Origin of the sequence: Novosphingobium sp. (genome assembly GCF_032093395.1) — a bacterium.
Taxonomy (GTDB): Bacteria; Pseudomonadota; Alphaproteobacteria; order Sphingomonadales; family Sphingomonadaceae; genus Novosphingobium.
The window spans coordinates 1-16,048 of the sequence record NZ_DAMDBA010000055.1 but is presented as its reverse complement, the minus strand read 5'-3'; the positions used below and the strand labels follow the sequence as shown (position 1 = coordinate 16,048).

13 protein-coding genes and 1 pseudogene are annotated in these 16,048 nt (G+C 64.4%); 8 read left to right on the top strand and 6 right to left on the bottom strand.

Annotated elements, in window-relative coordinates; translation table 11 throughout:
• The 5 genes and pseudogenes from RT424_RS16805 to lepB form a co-directional block, all read right to left on the bottom strand.
• Nucleotides 1-608: pseudogene (locus RT424_RS16805) on the bottom strand (hypothetical protein); the annotation flags it as partial.
• 171 nt (nucleotides 609-779) lie between these two features.
• A complete protein-coding gene (locus tag RT424_RS16800; RefSeq protein WP_313440625.1) occupies nucleotides 780-1,871 on the bottom strand; it encodes an SGNH/GDSL hydrolase family protein in 1,092 nt (363 codons plus the stop codon).
• On the bottom strand, nucleotides 1,871-2,764 hold the full coding sequence (era, locus tag RT424_RS16795) for a GTPase Era (protein ID WP_313440623.1): 894 nt from the start codon (nucleotides 2,762-2,764) through the stop codon (nucleotides 1,871-1,873). The genes RT424_RS16800 and era overlap by 1 nt, the downstream gene beginning before the upstream one ends.
• A 121-nt stretch (nucleotides 2,765-2,885) precedes the next feature.
• The gene (rnc, locus tag RT424_RS16790; protein WP_313440621.1) at nucleotides 2,886-3,554 is read right to left on the bottom strand and encodes a ribonuclease III; all 669 of its coding nucleotides are present in this window, start codon (nucleotides 3,552-3,554) and stop codon (nucleotides 2,886-2,888) included.
• Nucleotides 3,555-4,439, bottom strand: coding sequence for a signal peptidase I (gene lepB, locus RT424_RS16785; RefSeq protein WP_313440619.1), 885 nt, complete (start codon nucleotides 4,437-4,439; stop codon nucleotides 3,555-3,557).
• A 176-nt stretch (nucleotides 4,440-4,615) separates the two neighbouring features.
• Here lepB and pgi point away from each other — a divergent pair, with 176 nt between their 5' ends.
• Complete coding sequence (gene pgi / locus RT424_RS16780; RefSeq protein WP_313440617.1) at nucleotides 4,616-6,136, top strand: glucose-6-phosphate isomerase; 1,521 nt, start codon at nucleotides 4,616-4,618, stop codon at nucleotides 6,134-6,136.
• A 59-nt stretch (nucleotides 6,137-6,195) separates the two neighbouring features.
• Here pgi and RT424_RS16775 read toward each other — a convergent pair whose 3' ends face one another.
• On the bottom strand, nucleotides 6,196-6,855 hold the full coding sequence (locus tag RT424_RS16775) for an alpha/beta hydrolase (protein WP_313440615.1): 660 nt from the start codon (nucleotides 6,853-6,855) through the stop codon (nucleotides 6,196-6,198).
• Nucleotides 6,856-7,136: 281 nt separating this feature from the next.
• Here RT424_RS16775 and gor point away from each other — a divergent pair, with 281 nt between their 5' ends.
• From gor to RT424_RS16740, 7 genes are all read left to right on the top strand, one after another.
• Nucleotides 7,137-8,483 carry a glutathione-disulfide reductase gene (gene gor / locus RT424_RS16770; protein ID WP_313440613.1) on the top strand — a complete coding sequence of 449 codons (1,347 nt, stop codon included), beginning with the start codon at nucleotides 7,137-7,139 and terminating at the stop codon, nucleotides 8,481-8,483.
• A 281-nt stretch (nucleotides 8,484-8,764) separates the two neighbouring features.
• On the top strand, nucleotides 8,765-10,291 hold the full coding sequence (locus RT424_RS16765) for an acyl-CoA carboxylase subunit beta (RefSeq protein ID WP_313440611.1): 1,527 nt from the start codon (nucleotides 8,765-8,767) through the stop codon (nucleotides 10,289-10,291).
• Nucleotides 10,292-10,407: 116 nt separating this feature from the next.
• Nucleotides 10,408-11,589 (top strand): beta-ketothiolase BktB, encoded by a 1,182-nt coding sequence (gene bktB / locus RT424_RS16760; RefSeq protein WP_313440609.1) that lies wholly within the window; start codon nucleotides 10,408-10,410, stop codon nucleotides 11,587-11,589.
• Nucleotides 11,586-12,023: a methylmalonyl-CoA epimerase gene (gene mce, locus RT424_RS16755; RefSeq protein WP_313440607.1), complete on the top strand. Its 438-nt coding sequence runs from the start codon at nucleotides 11,586-11,588 to the stop codon at nucleotides 12,021-12,023. Before bktB ends, mce begins: the two co-directional genes overlap by 4 nt.
• A 142-nt stretch (nucleotides 12,024-12,165) precedes the next feature.
• On the top strand, nucleotides 12,166-14,316 hold the full coding sequence (gene scpA / locus RT424_RS16750) for a methylmalonyl-CoA mutase (RefSeq protein WP_313440605.1): 2,151 nt from the start codon (nucleotides 12,166-12,168) through the stop codon (nucleotides 14,314-14,316).
• Nucleotides 14,317-14,405: 89 nt separating this feature from the next.
• Complete coding sequence (gene bioB, locus RT424_RS16745; RefSeq protein ID WP_313440603.1) at nucleotides 14,406-15,455, top strand: biotin synthase BioB; 1,050 nt, start codon at nucleotides 14,406-14,408, stop codon at nucleotides 15,453-15,455.
• 270 nt (nucleotides 15,456-15,725) lie between these two features.
• On the top strand, nucleotides 15,726-16,048 hold a 323-nt coding region (locus RT424_RS16740), incomplete at its 3' end, for a biotin carboxylase N-terminal domain-containing protein (RefSeq protein ID WP_313440601.1).

The following is a 16,048-nucleotide window of genomic DNA, read 5'->3' as shown; positions in this document are numbered from 1 at the left end:
CCGCAGGCTAGCAGCAGCAGGCCGAAGCCGATCCCTTCGAAGACGACGGTATACTTGATCTGCAACGCCAGGCCGACGAGCAGCATCGCCAGCAGGCCGCGCGGGAACAGCGCGACATCGTTCGGGCGGCGGAAGGCACCGAGCACCAGGAGGGCCGCCAGCGCGACCGGGAGATTGTAGAAGACCGGCGACTGGCCAAGCGCCACGTTGAACACCGGCTGATAGAGAAGATAGGCCAGCCCCGAGGCCGCCGCCGCGGCGGGTGGAGCTATGGTCCGCGCCATGCGCTCGATCACGAGGGCAGTCAGTAAGGAAAAGCCGAGGCCGACCATCTGGTATGTCAGAACCGGATCGAACGGCAGGGCCGCCATGCCGCGATAGAGCAGGAACAGGCCAAAAGGCTTGCGATCCCAGATGTCCACGAAAGGAAGTGCGCCCTCGACCATGCGCTGACCGACGAGCAGATAGAACTGTTCGTCCGACTGAAATGCGAGCTTGCCGAACATGGGCAGCCGCAGCGCGAACCCGCAAGCCAGATATAGCAGCGGCGAGGGTATCGCGGGCCGGGCGATGGTGCGTCTGGCCGCCTCCGGCATCGTGGCTGTCATGGTTGCGCCCTTCGAGTTCCCGGCCCGGGAATGTCCGGGCAGGTGATTTCAAAGGGGGGAATGCCGTGCCGGGATTGCGGTTTCGAGACTCGCTGCTCGGCCGCGGCGGTTAGGAACTCAGCCGTGGCTGCAAAGAACCGGGCATCGACATCGGCCGCTGCCCGGTTCGTGTCAGCGCTTGGGCCGAGACGTGCTGGCGCCTTTCGACGCATTCGGCCTGGATGTGGCCGCAGCCGGGCGGGGCGGCGGCGGGGCAATGACCGGGGCAGGAGTCTGCACGGTTTGCGGAAGCAGGGTGAGCGTTGGGGTGGGCGCCTTGACCCCGCTGCGTGTCAGCGACCAGGCGATGTCGTTCGCGGTTGCCTGCATTCCTGCGAAGTTGAGGTGCCATTGCAGGCCCTGACTGCCGTCGTAGCCTTCCGGCGAACCGATCATCCAGGGCAGCGTGTCGCAGGGCGTATGCGCTGCCGAGGTCTGGTTCATTTCCACGACGATGGCGTTGTAGGCCTGGGCGACGCGGGCGGTGATTTCGGAAAGCCGCTGGCCGATGCGGCGCGTGGTCGCGGCATGTTCCTCGCTGACGGGCGTTGCGGCGCAAAGCGATCCGGGCTGCGGCAGCGGCGTGAGATACTGCACGAAGACCAGTCTGGTGCGCGGCGCCACGGTGCGGATGCGACGCGCGATTTCCATCATCTGCATCTCGTCGCGCGCATAGTCGACTTCGGTAGGCACCTTCACGGCACCGCAAGCCGCCCGCTTGCTGCCCGGAGGCAGTTGGCTGGCCCGGTAGAGGCAGGTGGCCGTGAAGAGGTTGCCGATGTAGTTGAGATCATTGCCGCCGATCGTCACCGTGACCAGCCGCGTCTGGGGCGTCACGGCATTGATCTGGGGTGCGATCTCCCCCCAGGGGCCAAGCACGTTGTTGGTCGTGGCGCCCGAGCAGGTGCGGTCGGTGAGGATCATTCCGAAACGCTCTGCCAGCAGCGTCGGATAATTGTTCATGCTCTGGCCGCAGCGTGCGGGCGCGCCAGATTTTGCAGGGGGCAGCATCGGACCGGCCGCGAAAGACGAGCCGATCGCGACGTAGCGCTGGCCTGCAAGGCTCTCGTCGACCATGGCGGATTGCCCGGAATCGGGAGTCTTGGCCGGGGCCTGGGGCTGAGCCTGGGGCATCGGCGGCGCCGATGCCTGCGCCTTGGCGTGAGCCTGGCCGCTGGAAATCAGTACGGCGGCAGCGATCGCCGTCGACGTGAAGCGCTTCATCACTTGACCCAGTCCAGCCCCATCTCTTCGTAGAGATCACGGGCTTCGGCCCAGTTTTCCTCGACCTTCACATGCAGGAACAGGTGGACCTTCTGGCCCAGCACTTCGGCCAGTTCCTTGCGGGCGGCCTCGCCGATCGCCTTGATCTTGGAGCCGCCCTTGCCGAGCACGATGGCGCGCTGGTTGTCGCGCATGACCACGATCTGCTGGCGGATCTCGACCGAACCGTCCTTGCGTTGCTCATAGGCTTCGGGGCGCACGGCGGCATCGTACGGTAGTTCTTCGTGGAGCTGCTTGTAGAGCTGCTCGCGCGTGATCTCGCAGGCGAGCAGGCGTTCGCTGGCGTCGGAGACCTGATCTTCGGGATAGTGCCAGGGGCCTTCCGGCATGAGGCCGGCAAGATGGGTCTTGAGTTCGGGCACACCGTCGCCGCTGAGGGCGGAAACGAAGAATACCTCGTCGAACTGGACTTTGCCGGTCAGTTCCTGCGCCAGCACCAGAAGCGGTTCCTTGGCGCCCGCGTCCACCTTGTTGATCACCAGGATCTTGCGCTCCGACCGGGTAGCCAGCGCCTCAAGCAGGGGTTCGAGTTCATGGCGGCGCTTCTTGATCGGGTCTACGACCAGCAGCACGGCGTCCGCTTCCTGCGCACCTTCCCAGGCGGCGGCGACCATGGCGCGGTCCAGCCGGCGCTTGGGCGCGAAAATGCCGGGCGTGTCGGCCAGGATGATCTGCACCTCATCGGCCAGCGCGATGCCCAGCAGGCGCGCGCGCGTGGTCTGCGCCTTGGCCGAGGTGATCGCCACTTTCTGCCCGACCAGCGCGTTGACCAGCGTGGACTTGCCCGCATTCGGCGCGCCGATCACGGCGACGAGTCCGCATTTTTCCGTCATTTCATTTCCTTCGGTCAGGCATCTGCGCCTGCAATCTGCATTTCTTCGGGACAGTTCACGCCATAACACGCGCGAACCGAATTTGTGTCCTCGACCGCCCGTTGCCGGGGCGATCGCCGTCTTACCCGAATTTTCTCATGAATTCCTCGGCAGCGCGAGTCTCTGCGTCCTGCTTGGAATTGGCGGTGGCCCGCGCGGCACCCACGTTGTGGACGGCCACTTCGACCGTGAACTGCGAGGCGTGATCTGGCCCGGAACGTTCGACCAGCTTGTATTCGGGCATGCGGCGACGGTTTCCGGCCGCCCACTCCTGGAGGGCCGACTTGGGATGCTTGCGCTTGCCCGCCTTGCCCTGCATCGGTTCGGCCCAGAGCCCGCGCACCATCTGTTGCGCCGCTTCGAAGCCCCTTTCCGTGAAGCAGGCGCCGATCAGCGCTTCCATCACGTCGCCCAGGATGTTGTCGCTGTCGAGGCCGCCGTCGTCACGGGCTTGCTTGCCGAGGCGCATGTGAGGGCCAAGCCCGATCCGGCGTGCCACCTCGGCGCAGGTCTGGCGGCTGACGAGCGCGTTGAGGCGCTGCGAGAGACGGCCTTCAGCCTCTTCGCTGTTTTCGAAAAGCCATTCGGCGACCGAGAGCCCGAGGACACGGTCGCCCAGGAATTCCAGTCGTTCGTAGTTGCGTTTCTCGCCGGTGCTGCCGTGGGTGAGGGCGGCCAGCCACAAGGCCTCGTCGGCAGGAGCCGCTCCGGAGATTTCGGCGAGAAATTCGCGGTCTTTAGCTTCAAGCACTCAGATCACGCTCCCGATCCGGCTCCAGCGGGCGGCGGTGAACCAGGTCCAGGGCTTGATCCATTCGGCGTCGCCATCGGTGGAGAACATCATGACGGCGGCCTTGCCCACCAGGTTGTCCTGCGGGACGATGCCGATGCCCTGACCCTCGATCGCCGGGAAGCGGCTGTCGAGCGAGTTGTCGCGGTTGTCGCCCATCAGGAACATGTGGCCTTCGGGCACGATGTAGACGCCGGTATCGTCTTGCGGCGTCTGGCCAAGGTCGAGCACGTTGTAGCTCTTGCCGTTCGGCAAGGTCTCGCGGAACTGCGGGTAGTTGCAGACTGGACCGCCGGAGGCATCCTTGCCTTCGAATTCGGGCGCGTAGCAGCGGGTGTTCGCGGTGACCGGCAGCACGAAATCGGGCTGCTTGGCGCGCGGTACGGCCTTGCCGTTCAGGAATACCTGGCCGGCCTTCACCTGAACTTCGTCACCCGGAAGGCCGATGACCCGCTTGATGTAGTCCACGTCGTTGCCGGGGGGGGCCTTGAAGATCACCACGTCGCCGCGCTCGGGCTGGCTGGCGAAGACGCGACCGGGGATCAGCGGCAGGCTGAAGGGCAGCGAATACTTCGAATAGCCGTAGGACCATTTCGACGCGAACAGATAGTCGCCATTCAGCAGGCGCGGCAACATCGACTCGCTGGGGATGTTGAAGGGCGAGATGATGAAGCTGCGCAGCACCACCACGCCCAGCACCAGCCAGAGCAGGAAGGAGAAGAAGCCCTCATCCTTTTTCGCCTCCTTCTTGGAAGGCTTTCCGCCAGTGCCCGAAAGGGGACCGGAGGGCGGTGGGGCGGACTTGTCGGGGGTGTGGCCGGAAGTCGCGGTTTCGATGTCGCTCATGGCCAAAACCCTTGTTGCGCGCGGGGCCTCACGTCAAGAGCGATACCGAGCCAAAGCCCATCCGTATCGACCGAAAACGTCGTGTATATGCCTTGCTTGGCCGCAAGAATGGCACTTGGCCTTGGGCTGCCCGCTGGGCATAAGGCTGGCCCCAACCCGAACAAAGGAACCATGGCATGAGCGAAACGGTATGGAACAAGCTGAAAGGATTGCCCAAACCGACGCTTGCCGAGCTTTTCGACGCCGATCCGGCCCGACTGGATCTGCTCGCGACGCGCCTGGAACTGGGTGACGAGACCAGCCCCGGCGCGATCCGGTTCGATTGGTCCAAGACTCACCTCGATGCCGCCCATATCGCCGCCTTCGAGGAACTGGCGGAAGCCACGGACTTCGCCGGACGGCGCGCCGCGCTTTTCGCGGGCGAGATCGTCAACCCGACCGAGGGCCGCGCTGCCGAACATACCGCTCAACGCGGCGTCGGCAATGAAGAGAGCGTGGCGACAGCTTTCGAGAACCACGCGCGTATGGCGGCCATCGTCGAGGCCATCCATCGCGGCGCCATGGGCGAGGTGAAGCACCTGATCCATGTCGGCATCGGCGGTTCGGCACTCGGCCCGGCATTGGCGATCGATGCGCTGGCTCGTGACGGGGCGATGGTGGAAGTCCACGTCGTCTCCAATATCGACGGTTGCGCGCTGGAAGCCGCCTTCGCCAGGTGCGATCCGGCGACGACGATGCTGGCGGTCGCCTCGAAGACCTTCACCACGATCGAGACGATGACCAACGCCGAAAGCGTCCTGTCATGGATGCGCGAGAATGGCGTTGAAGACCCTTACGGCCGCGTCGTGGCCCTCACCGCCGCGCCGGACAAGGCCGTCGAATGGGGCGTGGACGAAACGCGCATCCTGCCGTTTTCCGAAAGCGTCGGAGGGCGCTATTCGCTGTGGTCTTCGATCGGCTTCCCGGTGGCCATGGCGCTGGGCTGGCCCGATTTTGCGGAACTGCTGGACGGCGCGGCGGCGATGGACATCCATTTCCGCGATACCGACGGCCTCGCCAACCTGCCGCTTCGCGCCGCTTTCGCCGATCAGTACTACACACGCCTGCGCGGCTGCCAGACCCGCGCGGTCTTCGCCTATGACGAACGCCTGGCGCTGCTGCCGGACTATCTCCAGCAACTGGAGATGGAATCGAACGGCAAGAGCGTGAAGTACGATGGTTCGCCCGTCGACGGCCCGACCGCGCCGATCACCTGGGGCGGCGTCGGCACCGATGCCCAGCACGCGGTATTCCAGCTGCTCCATCAGGGCACCAACCTCGTGCCGGTGGACTTCATCGCTGCGATCGCGCCGGGAGACGACCTCAACCCGGCCCATCACCGCATCCTGCTTTCGAACTGCTTCGCGCAGGGCGCGGCCCTGATGGCGGGCAAGGCGAGCGAGGATCCGGCCCGCGCCTATGCGGGCGACCGCCCTTCGGCGACGATCCTGCTCGACGAAGTAAGCCCGGCGACGTTCGGTGCGCTGGTCGCCTTCCACGAGCATCGCACTTTTGCCAATGCCGTGCTGATGGGGATCAATCCCTTCGACCAGTTCGGCGTGGAACTGGGCAAGGAAATCGCCAAGCAGATCGAGAAGGGTGGCACTGCCTTCGATCCTTCGACCGAAGCGCTGCTCCAGCTTTCTGGCATTGCTTGACGAAAAAGCCGGGGGCAGGTCGCTTGGACCTGTCGCCGGCTCAACCCGGAGCAATCCGGTCAGGACCGGTATTCGAGGCTTTCCGGCCGATCCGCAGGGAACGAATGGCGGGTGCTTTCGGCAGAAGCGCGGCGCCCGGTAAGCTGGGCCAGCAATCGCTTGCCGTCTTCCCAGCTGCCGATCTTCGAATCCGCGTTGATGTGCCCGGTCTCGCCCGCATCCACGAAAGCGCTGCCCCACTGGCGGGCCAGTAGCCGTGCTGTGGGAAAGCCGATCCAAGGATCGTTGCGGCTGGCGACCAGGATCGACGGGAAGGGCAGGGCGTCGCTCGGGGTCGGCGCGAAGCCGTTCAACCGGTCGTCGCGGGGAAAGAAATCCACTTCCGGCGGCGCGACGAGAAGTGCGCCCAGCACCGGCGAAGAGGTGCCGGGCTGCTCGAATTTCGCCCACCAGGCGGTCAGCAGGCAGCCCAGGCTATGCGCTACGAGAACGACCGGCCTTCCGGCGCGCTGAACCGAATGGTTCAGGCGATTGATCCAGGTATTGCGATGGGGTTTCTCCCAAAGGCCGAGATCGACCATCTGGGCATTGTCCAGTTCTTCCGCCCAGCGGCGCTGCCAGTGTCCCGGCCCGCTGCCGTCGAGGCCGGGGATCAGCAGGACGAGCGGTTCCTGTTCGTGCGTCGCGAAGGACGCGGCATGTGTTTGCGTACGTGCCATTCTCTCTTCTCCCGATCGAGGAGTTTTTCGGGGTCCGCCAGCGCAGGCTGTCCTGTAGGGGAGCGGCATTTGATGTGCCCTCTATAAACTCAACTGAAATGATTGACAATTGAATTGCGCTCGGTTGGGCGGTCGTTCCGACGGTTCGTTGCTTGGGCCGTGTAAAGCGGAGCTTTCGGACCGAGCCGGGGCTGCGGGCAAATCGCCCGGTGGCAATCGGCTTTGACCTGCCCCATATGCGCGGTGCCCGGAAGAAAGCCGGCGCAGCAGGAGCCAAGTGCATGTCAGAATTCGACTACGACCTCTTCACCATCGGCGCGGGCTCTGGCGGCGTTCGCGCAAGCCGGATCGCGGCAGCGCATGGCGCACGCGTAGCGGTGGCCGAGGAGTACCGGGTCGGCGGCACTTGCGTGATCCGGGGCTGCGTGCCCAAGAAGATGCTCGTCTACGGCGCCCATTTCGCGGAAGATCTGGAAGATGCCCGCCACTTCGGCTGGGACATCCCGCAGTGCCACTTCGACTGGATCAAGCTGCGAGACAACGTGCTGGGCGACGTCGATCGCCTCAACGGAATCTACACGCAGACGCTTGAGAACAACAAGGTCGAGATCTTCCACGAGCGCGCCACGATCACCGGTCCGCACGAGATCACGCTGGCCAGCGGCGAGAAGAAGACCGCGAAAGTCATTCTGATCGCCACCGGCGCCCGCCCGCTGATCCCGTCCTGTCCTGGTCACGAGCACGGCATCACCTCGAACGAGGCCTTCCATCTCGACGCCTTGCCCAAGCGCATCCTGATCGCGGGCGCCGGCTATATCGCCAACGAGTTCGCGGGGATCTTCCACCAGTTCGGTTCGAAGGTGACGCTTATCAACCGCTCGGACCAGCTTCTGCGCGGCTACGACGAATCGATGCGCGACCGGCTGCTGCAGATCTCGCTGACCAAGGGCATCGATTTCCGCTTCAACGCCGACTTCCGCGGCATCGAGAAGAACGCCGATGGCTCGCTGACCGTCTCCATGACCAATCACGAGCCGCTCGAGGTCGACTGCGTTCTGTTCGCCACTGGCCGGGTGCCCAATGTCGAAGGCCTGGGCCTTGAGAACGTTGGCGTGGAACTCGACGAGAAGGACGCCATCAAGGTGGACGAATATTCGCAGACCAACATCGATCACGTTTACGCCGTGGGCGATGTGACCAACCGCGTGCAGCTTACCCCGGTCGCGATCCGCGAGGGGCAGGCCTTCGCCGACACCGTGTTCGGCGGCAAGCCGACGACGCTCGATTATTCCTGCATTCCCTCGGCCGTGTTCAGCCATCCGCCGATCGGTGCGGTCGGCCTCACCGAAGCGCAGGCGCGCCAGCAACTCGGATCGGTGGAGATCTATACCAGCGACTTCCGCCCGATGAAGAACGTGCTTGCGGGCCGTAACGAGCGGTCGCTCTACAAGATGGTCTGCGAGGGCACGACCGGGAAAGTGGTGGGCCTGCACATGATCGGGCCGGACGCGCCGGAGATCATCCAGGCAGCGGCTATCGCGGTGAAGGCCGGGCTGACGAAAGCCGATTTCGACGCGACCGTGGCGGTACATCCCACCATGTCCGAAGAGCTCGTGCTGATGAAATAGGACGCTTGGGGATCCAGGTCCGATGGAAAAAAGGGCGTCGCGGCCGTTAGGTCGCCGCGCCCTTTTTGCTATGCAGCGAGAAATCGGGGCCGGCAGGTGGAACATCGTGGTCTTCGCATAGGCGATGGACGGGAGCAAAAGGCATCGGTGGGGCGAAATCCGCATGAACCTGCCACTTTTCTGGTTTAACCGATCACTTAAAACTATTGACCTGAACCGCCCAACCTGCCTAGCAGGGGCAATAATTCGTGCCGTCAAGGTCACTTGCCAAGGGAACCCGGATGTCCGCCAATATCGCCGAAATGGAAAATCGCCGCGCTGCCGCAAAGCTGGGCGGGGGTGAGAAGCGGATCGACGCGCAACACGCCAAGGGCAAGCTGACCGCCCGCGAACGTCTCGACATCCTGCTCGACGAAGACAGCTTCGAGGAATTCGACCTTTACGTCGAGCACGACTGCACCGACTTCGGCATGGAAAGCCAGAAGATCCCCGGCGACGGCGTCGTCACCGGATCGGGCACGATCAACGGGCGACTGGTCTTCGTGTTCAGCCAGGATTTCACCGTCTTCGGCGGCTCTCTCTCGCACCGTCACGCGCAGAAGATCTGCAAGCTGATGGACAATGCGATGAAGGTCGGCGCGCCGGTGATCGGCCTCAACGATTCCGGCGGCGCGCGCATCCAGGAAGGCGTGGCCTCGCTCGGCGGCTATGCCGAAGTGTTCCAGCGCAACGTGCTCGCATCGGGCGTGGTGCCGCAGCTTTCGCTGATCATGGGCCCCTGCGCGGGCGGCGCGGTCTATTCGCCGGCGATGACGGACTTCATCTTCATGGTGAAGGACAGCTCCTACATGTTCGTCACCGGGCCGGACGTGGTGAAGACCGTCACCAACGAAGTCGTCACCCAGGAAGAGCTGGGCGGCGCGGTCACGCACTCCAGCAAGACCTCCGTGTCCGACCTCGCGCTGGAGAACGATATCGAGGCGCTGCTGGCGGCGCGCGATTTCTTCGACTTCCTGCCGCTCAGCAACCGAGAGGAAGTGCCCGAGCGTCCCTGCGCCGATCCGTGGGACCGCGCCGAGGAAAGCCTCGACACCGTCATCCCACCCTCTGCCAACCAGCCTTACGACATGCATGAGGTGATCCGGAAGACGCTCGACGAGGGCGACTTCTTCGAGGTCCAGCCGCTGCATGCCGGCAATATCATCGTCGGCTTCGGCCGGATCGAGGGCAAGACCGTGGGCGTCGTCGCCAACCAGCCGATGGTTCTGGCGGGGGTGCTGGACATCAACTCCTCCAAGAAGGCGGCGCGTTTCGTGCGCTTCTGCGATGCCTTCAACATCCCGATCATCACGTTCGTGGACGTTCCGGGCTTCCTGCCGGGCACCGACCAGGAGCACAACGGCATCATCAAGCACGGCGCCAAGCTGCTGTTCGCCTATGCCGAGGCGACCGTGCCGAAGATCACCGTGATCACCCGCAAGGCCTATGGCGGTGCCTACGACGTCATGGCGTCCAAGCACCTGCGCGGCGACCTCAACTACGCCTGGCCGACCGCCGAAATCGCGGTCATGGGCGCCAAGGGCGCGGTGGAGATCATCTTCCGCGGCCTCTCGCCCGAAGGCATTGCCGAGAAGACCAAGGAATACGAAGACCGCTTCGCCAATCCCTTCGTGGCGGCGAGCCGGGGCTACATCGACGAGGTGATCTACCCGCACTCGACCCGCAAGCGCATCGCGCTGGGGCTGCGCAAGCTGCGGAGCAAAAACCTCGAAAACCCCTGGAAGAAGCACGACAACATTCCGTTGTGATGGGGCCGCTGTGATGACGCCACGGGACTGCGGAACACCTACTTTTGGAGAGTTCCGCGATCCCTTCCATGCCGCGAAAGACGGCACGCATCGAACAACCAGATTGGGAACAGGCAATGGAAGACATCTACATCGTCAGCGGCGTGCGCACGGCAGTCGGTGACTTCGGCGGTTCGCTGAAATCGTTCATGCCATCCGATCTTGGCGGCAAGGTGGTGACGGAGGCGCTGGCCCGCGCTGGCGTTGCTCCCGAGGACGTCGGCCATATCGTCATCGGCCAGGTCATGCCCACCAGCGGCAAGGACGAGATGCTCAGCCGCGTGATCGGCATCAATGCCGGCGTGCCGTTCGAAGTACCCTCGCTGACGCTCAACCGCCTCTGCGGATCGGGCGTGCAGGCGATCGTTTCGGCCGCGCAGATGATGAAGCTGGGGGAGGCGAGGATCACCGTCGCGGGCGGCGCGGAATCGATGTCGAACGTGCCTTATCATGACCACGGTGTGCGCTGGGGCAAGAAGATGGGCGCGAACACGCAGGAAGACGCGCTGACGGTCGGCCTGTCGGACGCCATCGGCGGCTACCACATGGGCATCACGGCGGAGAACGTGGCCGAGCGCCATTGCGTCACCCGTGAGGATATGGACGCACTCTCCGCGACCAGCCACCAGCGCGCCGCACGTGCGATCGCGGAAGGCCGCTTCAAGGACCAGATCCTTCCGATCGAAGTGAAGACCCGCAAGGGCGTAACCGTCTTCGACACTGACGAACATGTCCGCGCCGACACCACCGTCGAGACGCTGGGCAGCATGAAGCCGGCCTTCAAGAAGGACGGCGCGGTGACCGCCGGCAACGCTTCGGGCATCAACGACGGCGCTGCCGCCGTGGTGCTGGCGACCGCTTCGGAAGTCGAGAAGCGGGGCCTTAAGCCGATGGCGAAGATCGTCGCCTGGGGGCATGCCGGCGTCGAGCCTGCCTATATGGGCGAAGGCCCGATCAAGGCGGTCCCGGTAGCGCTGAAGCGCGCGGGCCTCTCGCTCGATCAGATCGACGTGATCGAGAGTAACGAGGCGTTCGCCGCTCAGGCCGCCGCTGTTTCCAAGGTGCTGGGATTCGATCCGGAGAAGGTGAATCCGAACGGTTCGGGCGTCTCCATCGGCCATCCGGTTGGCGCGACCGGCACGATGCTCGCGATCAAGTGCATGTACGAGTTGAAGCGCACGGGCGGAAAGTACGGCCTTGTCACCATGTGCATCGGCGGCGGGCAGGGCATCGCCCTGGTGCTGGAGAATGTGGCGTGAAGCTGGGCCGTCTCAACCATATCGGCGTCGCCACGCCCGATCTCGACGCCTCGATCGCGTTCTATCGCGACGTGATGGGCGCCACCGACATTACCGAACCGTTCGTGCTCGAAAGCCAGCAGGTGCGCGTTTGCTTCGTCAACACGCCCGGCGAAGAAGGTACTGCCGGTACGCAGATCGAACTGCTCCAGCCCACTGCGGCGGACTCCGCCGTGGGCAAGTGGCTGGAGAAGAACCCGCTCGGGGGCCAGCACCACATCTGTTACGAAGTGCCGGACATTCATGCCGCCAAGGCCTGGTTCGAAGGCCTTGGCAAGCGCGTGCTGGGTGAGCCGCGCGTGGGCGCGCACGGGACGCTGATCTTCTTCGTCCACCCCAAGGACATGGGCGGTCAGCTCACCGAGATCATGGAAACGCCCAAGGGAGCGCATTAAGTTTCACGTCGTCCCGGACCTGATCCGGGACCGCTGGCCTAAAACGGCCCAACTCGCGGCAGGGCGCCCCGAAGACAGCGCCCGCCTAAAGACAGACACCGGTCCCGGATCAAGTCCGGGACGACGATGCAGGAAGCCGAAGATGGCAGACGTCAACGACTGGAAGGCAGCCGCCGACAAGGAGGTCAAGGGTAAGGACCTGACCTGGGACACGCCCGAGGGTATTGCGGTGAAGCCGCTCTACACTGCCGAGGACGTGACCGTCGATCCCGGCCTGCCCGGCTTCGCGCCGTTCACGCGCGGCGTGCGCGCTTCGATGTATGCCGGTCGTCCCTGGACCATCCGCCAGTACGCGGGCTTTTCGACCGCCGAGGAATCGAACGCCTTCTATCGCCGCAACCTTGCGGCGGGGCAGAAGGGCCTTTCGGTCGCCTTCGACCTTGCCACCCATCGCGGCTATGACAGCGACCATCCGCGCGTCGTGGGTGACGTGGGCAAGGCCGGCGTCGCCATCGATTCCGTCGAGGACATGAAGATCCTGTTCGACGGCATTCCGCTCGACAAGATGTCGGTCTCCATGACGATGAACGGCGCGGTGATCCCGATCCTCGCCTTCTTCATCGTTGCCGGCGAGGAACAAGGCGTCGACCGCAAGCTGCTCGACGGGACCATCCAGAACGACATCCTCAAGGAGTTCATGGTCCGCAACACCTACATCTACCCGCCCGAGCCGAGCATGCGGATCATCTCGGACATCTTCGGCTACACCAGCCGCGAGATGCCGAAGTTCAACTCGATCTCGATTTCCGGCTACCACATGCAGGAAGCCGGTGCGACGCAGGTGCAGGAACTTGCCTTCACCATCGCCGACGGCGCGGAATACGTGAAGTACGGCGTGGCATCGGGCCTCGATATCGACAAGTTCGCGGGCCGCCTCTCGTTCTTCTTCGCCATTGGCATGAACTTCTTCATGGAAGTGGCCAAGCTGCGCGCCGCACGCGTGCTGTGGCACCGGGTGATGGCGGAGCTTGGCGCCAAGGACGAACGGTCGAAGATGCTGCGCACGCACTGCCAGACTTCGGGCGTGAGCTTGCAGGAGCAGGACCCCTATAACAACGTCATCCGCACCACGATCGAGGCGATGGCCTCGATGCTGGGCGGCACCCAGTCGCTGCACACCAATGCGCTGGACGAGGCGATCGCGCTGCCAACCGACTTCTCGGCCCGCATCGCCCGCAACACCCAGATCATCATCCAGGAAGAGACCGGCATGTGCAATGTCGTCGATCCGCTGGGTGGGTCGTATTATATTGAATCGCTGACGCAGCAACTGGTCGACCAGGCCTGGGAGATCATCGAGCGCGTGCAGGCCGAAGGCGGCATGGCCAAGGCCGTCGCCGCGGGCTGGCCCAAGGCGATGATCGAGACCGCCGCTGCCGCCCGTCAGGCCCGCGTGGATCGGGGCGATGACGTGATTGTCGGCGTCAACAAGTACCGCCTTGCCAGCGAAGACCTGCTGGAAACGCTGGAAGTGGACAATGCCAAGGTCCGCGAAGGCCAGATCGCCCGCATCAACAAGATGAAGGCGGATCGTGACGAGGCCAAGTGTCAGGCTGCGCTCAAGGCCCTGCGCGATGGTGCCGCCGCGCCTGCCAGCATCGAGAACAATCTGCTGGCACTCGCGGTCGAGTGCGCCCGCGCCCGTGCCACGCTGGGCGAGATCAGCTCGGCCATGGAAGACAGCTTCCAGCGCTATGGCACCCAGCCGACCCCGGTGAAGGGCGTCTATGCCGCGCCTTACGAGGGCGACAGCCGCTGGCAGCAGGTGCTGGACGGTGTGGCTGCGGTAGAACGCCGCCTCGGCCGCAAGCCCAAGCTACTGGTCGCCAAGATGGGGCAGGACGGCCATGATCGCGGTGCGAACGTGATCGCCTCCGCCTTTGGGGACATGGGCTTCGACGTCGTTTCCGGCCCGCTGTTCCAGACTCCGGAAGAAACCGTGGTCTTGGCACTGGATAGTGCGGTCGACGTGGTCGGCGCATCCAGCCTTGCGGCGGGCCACAAGACGCTGATCCCCGAACTGATCCAGAAACTGCGCGAAGCCGGTCGCAGCGACATCAAGGTGATCGCCGGCGGCGTCATCCCGCCGCAGGACTACGAATACCTGCGCAATGCCGGCGTGCAGGGCATCTACGGCCCCGGCTCCAACGTGGTGGAATGCGCGGCCGACGTGTTGCGCCTGCTCGGCCACAACATGCCGCCGCTCGGTTCTTCGCTGGAAGCGGCGGAATAAGGATGGCCACGCTGGATCGACGCCGCGCTTGGCCCTATGACCGGGGTTTGGCCGCGCGTCATCCCGCGCGCACCGCCTGAGGAATGACTATGACCGAGACCGCCATCAGCCCCCGTACCGATTGGACCCGCGAGGAAATCGCGGCGCTGTTCGACCTGCCGTTCACCGAACTGGTGTTCCGTGCAGCCGAAGTGCATCGCGCCAGCCATCCGCATAACGAAGTGCAGCTTTCGACGCTGCTTTCGATCAAGACCGGTGGCTGCGTGGAAGACTGCGGTTATTGCTCGCAGTCGGTTTCGGCGAACAGCGGCGTCAAGGCGACCAAGCTGATGGAAGTGCAGCAGGTGCTCCAGCGCGCGGCGCAGGCGGCAGATCAGGGCTCCACCCGCTTCTGCATGGGCGCCGCCTGGCGCAACCCCAAGGACCGCGACATGCCCGCCATCATCGAAATGGTGAAGGGCGTGCGCGCCATGGGCATGGAAACCTGCATGACGCTGGGCATGCTGACGCCCGATCAGGCGGACATGCTCTCCGAAGCGGGTCTCGACTACTACAACCACAACATCGACACCTCGCCCGAGCGTTACGATCAGGTCATCACCACGCGCACGATGGACGATCGCCTGGATACGCTGTCGAACGTGCGCATGGCGGGCATCAACGTCTGCTCCGGCGGCATCGTCGGCATGGGCGAGACGCGCGCCGACCGCGTGGGCTTCGTCCATACGCTGGCGACCCTGCCGGATCACCCGCAGTCGGTGCCGGTCAATGCGCTGGTTCCCGTCAAGGGCACCGTGCTGGGCGACATGCTGGCCGACACGCCGCTCGCCAAGATCGACGATGTGGAATTCGTGCGTACCGTGGCGGTCGCGCGCATCACCATGCCGCTGTCGATGGTGCGCCTCTCGGCGGGCCGCGAATCGATGTCCGAGATGACGCAGGCGATGTGCTTCATGGCTGGCGCGAACTCGATCTTCACCGGCGACCAACTGCTCACCGCGCCGAACGCGGGCGACGACAACGACGCTGCGATGTTTGCCCGTCTCGGCATCAAGCCGATGGCGATCGAACTGACCGAGGCGCAAGTGGAAGCCCAGCGGATGCCCAAGGGCTGCGCCAAGCTGGAAGCTGCGGAATAACGAATGGGGCACCGCGCACCCCTTCACCCCCGTCATGCTGAACTCGTTTGGCTTCGCCGCCCTGTCGGGTCAGCATCCATTGCGCCGCTCGGACCAACGGTCTGTTCGGCGGGATGGACCTTGAAACAAGTTCAGGGTGACGACGACGAGAAGGAAATGCGCTGAGTCTCCGGGCGGTGATGACCGGTTTCGTCGCCCTGTTCGTTGCGATGGTTTTAATGATCGACGCCGGCTTCTTCATGCACGGCGACTGACTTGGGAGTTACGGGGTTGTTCAAGAAAATCCTCATCGCAAACCGGGGCGAGATTGCCTGCCGCGTCATCAAGACCGCGCGGCGCATGGGCATTCAGACCGTCGCCGTCTATTCCGACGCCGATGCCCGCGCACCGTTCGTGCAGATGGCCGATGAGGCGGTTCACATCGGCCCCGCGCCTGCTGCGCAGTCGTACCTGATCGCCGACAAGATCATCCAGGCCTGCAAGCAGACCGGCGCCGAAGCCGTCCATCCGGGCTATGGCTTCCTGTCCGAGCGCACCTCCTTCGCCGAGGCTCTGGCCGCAGAAGGCATCGAGTTCATCGGTCCCCCGGTAGG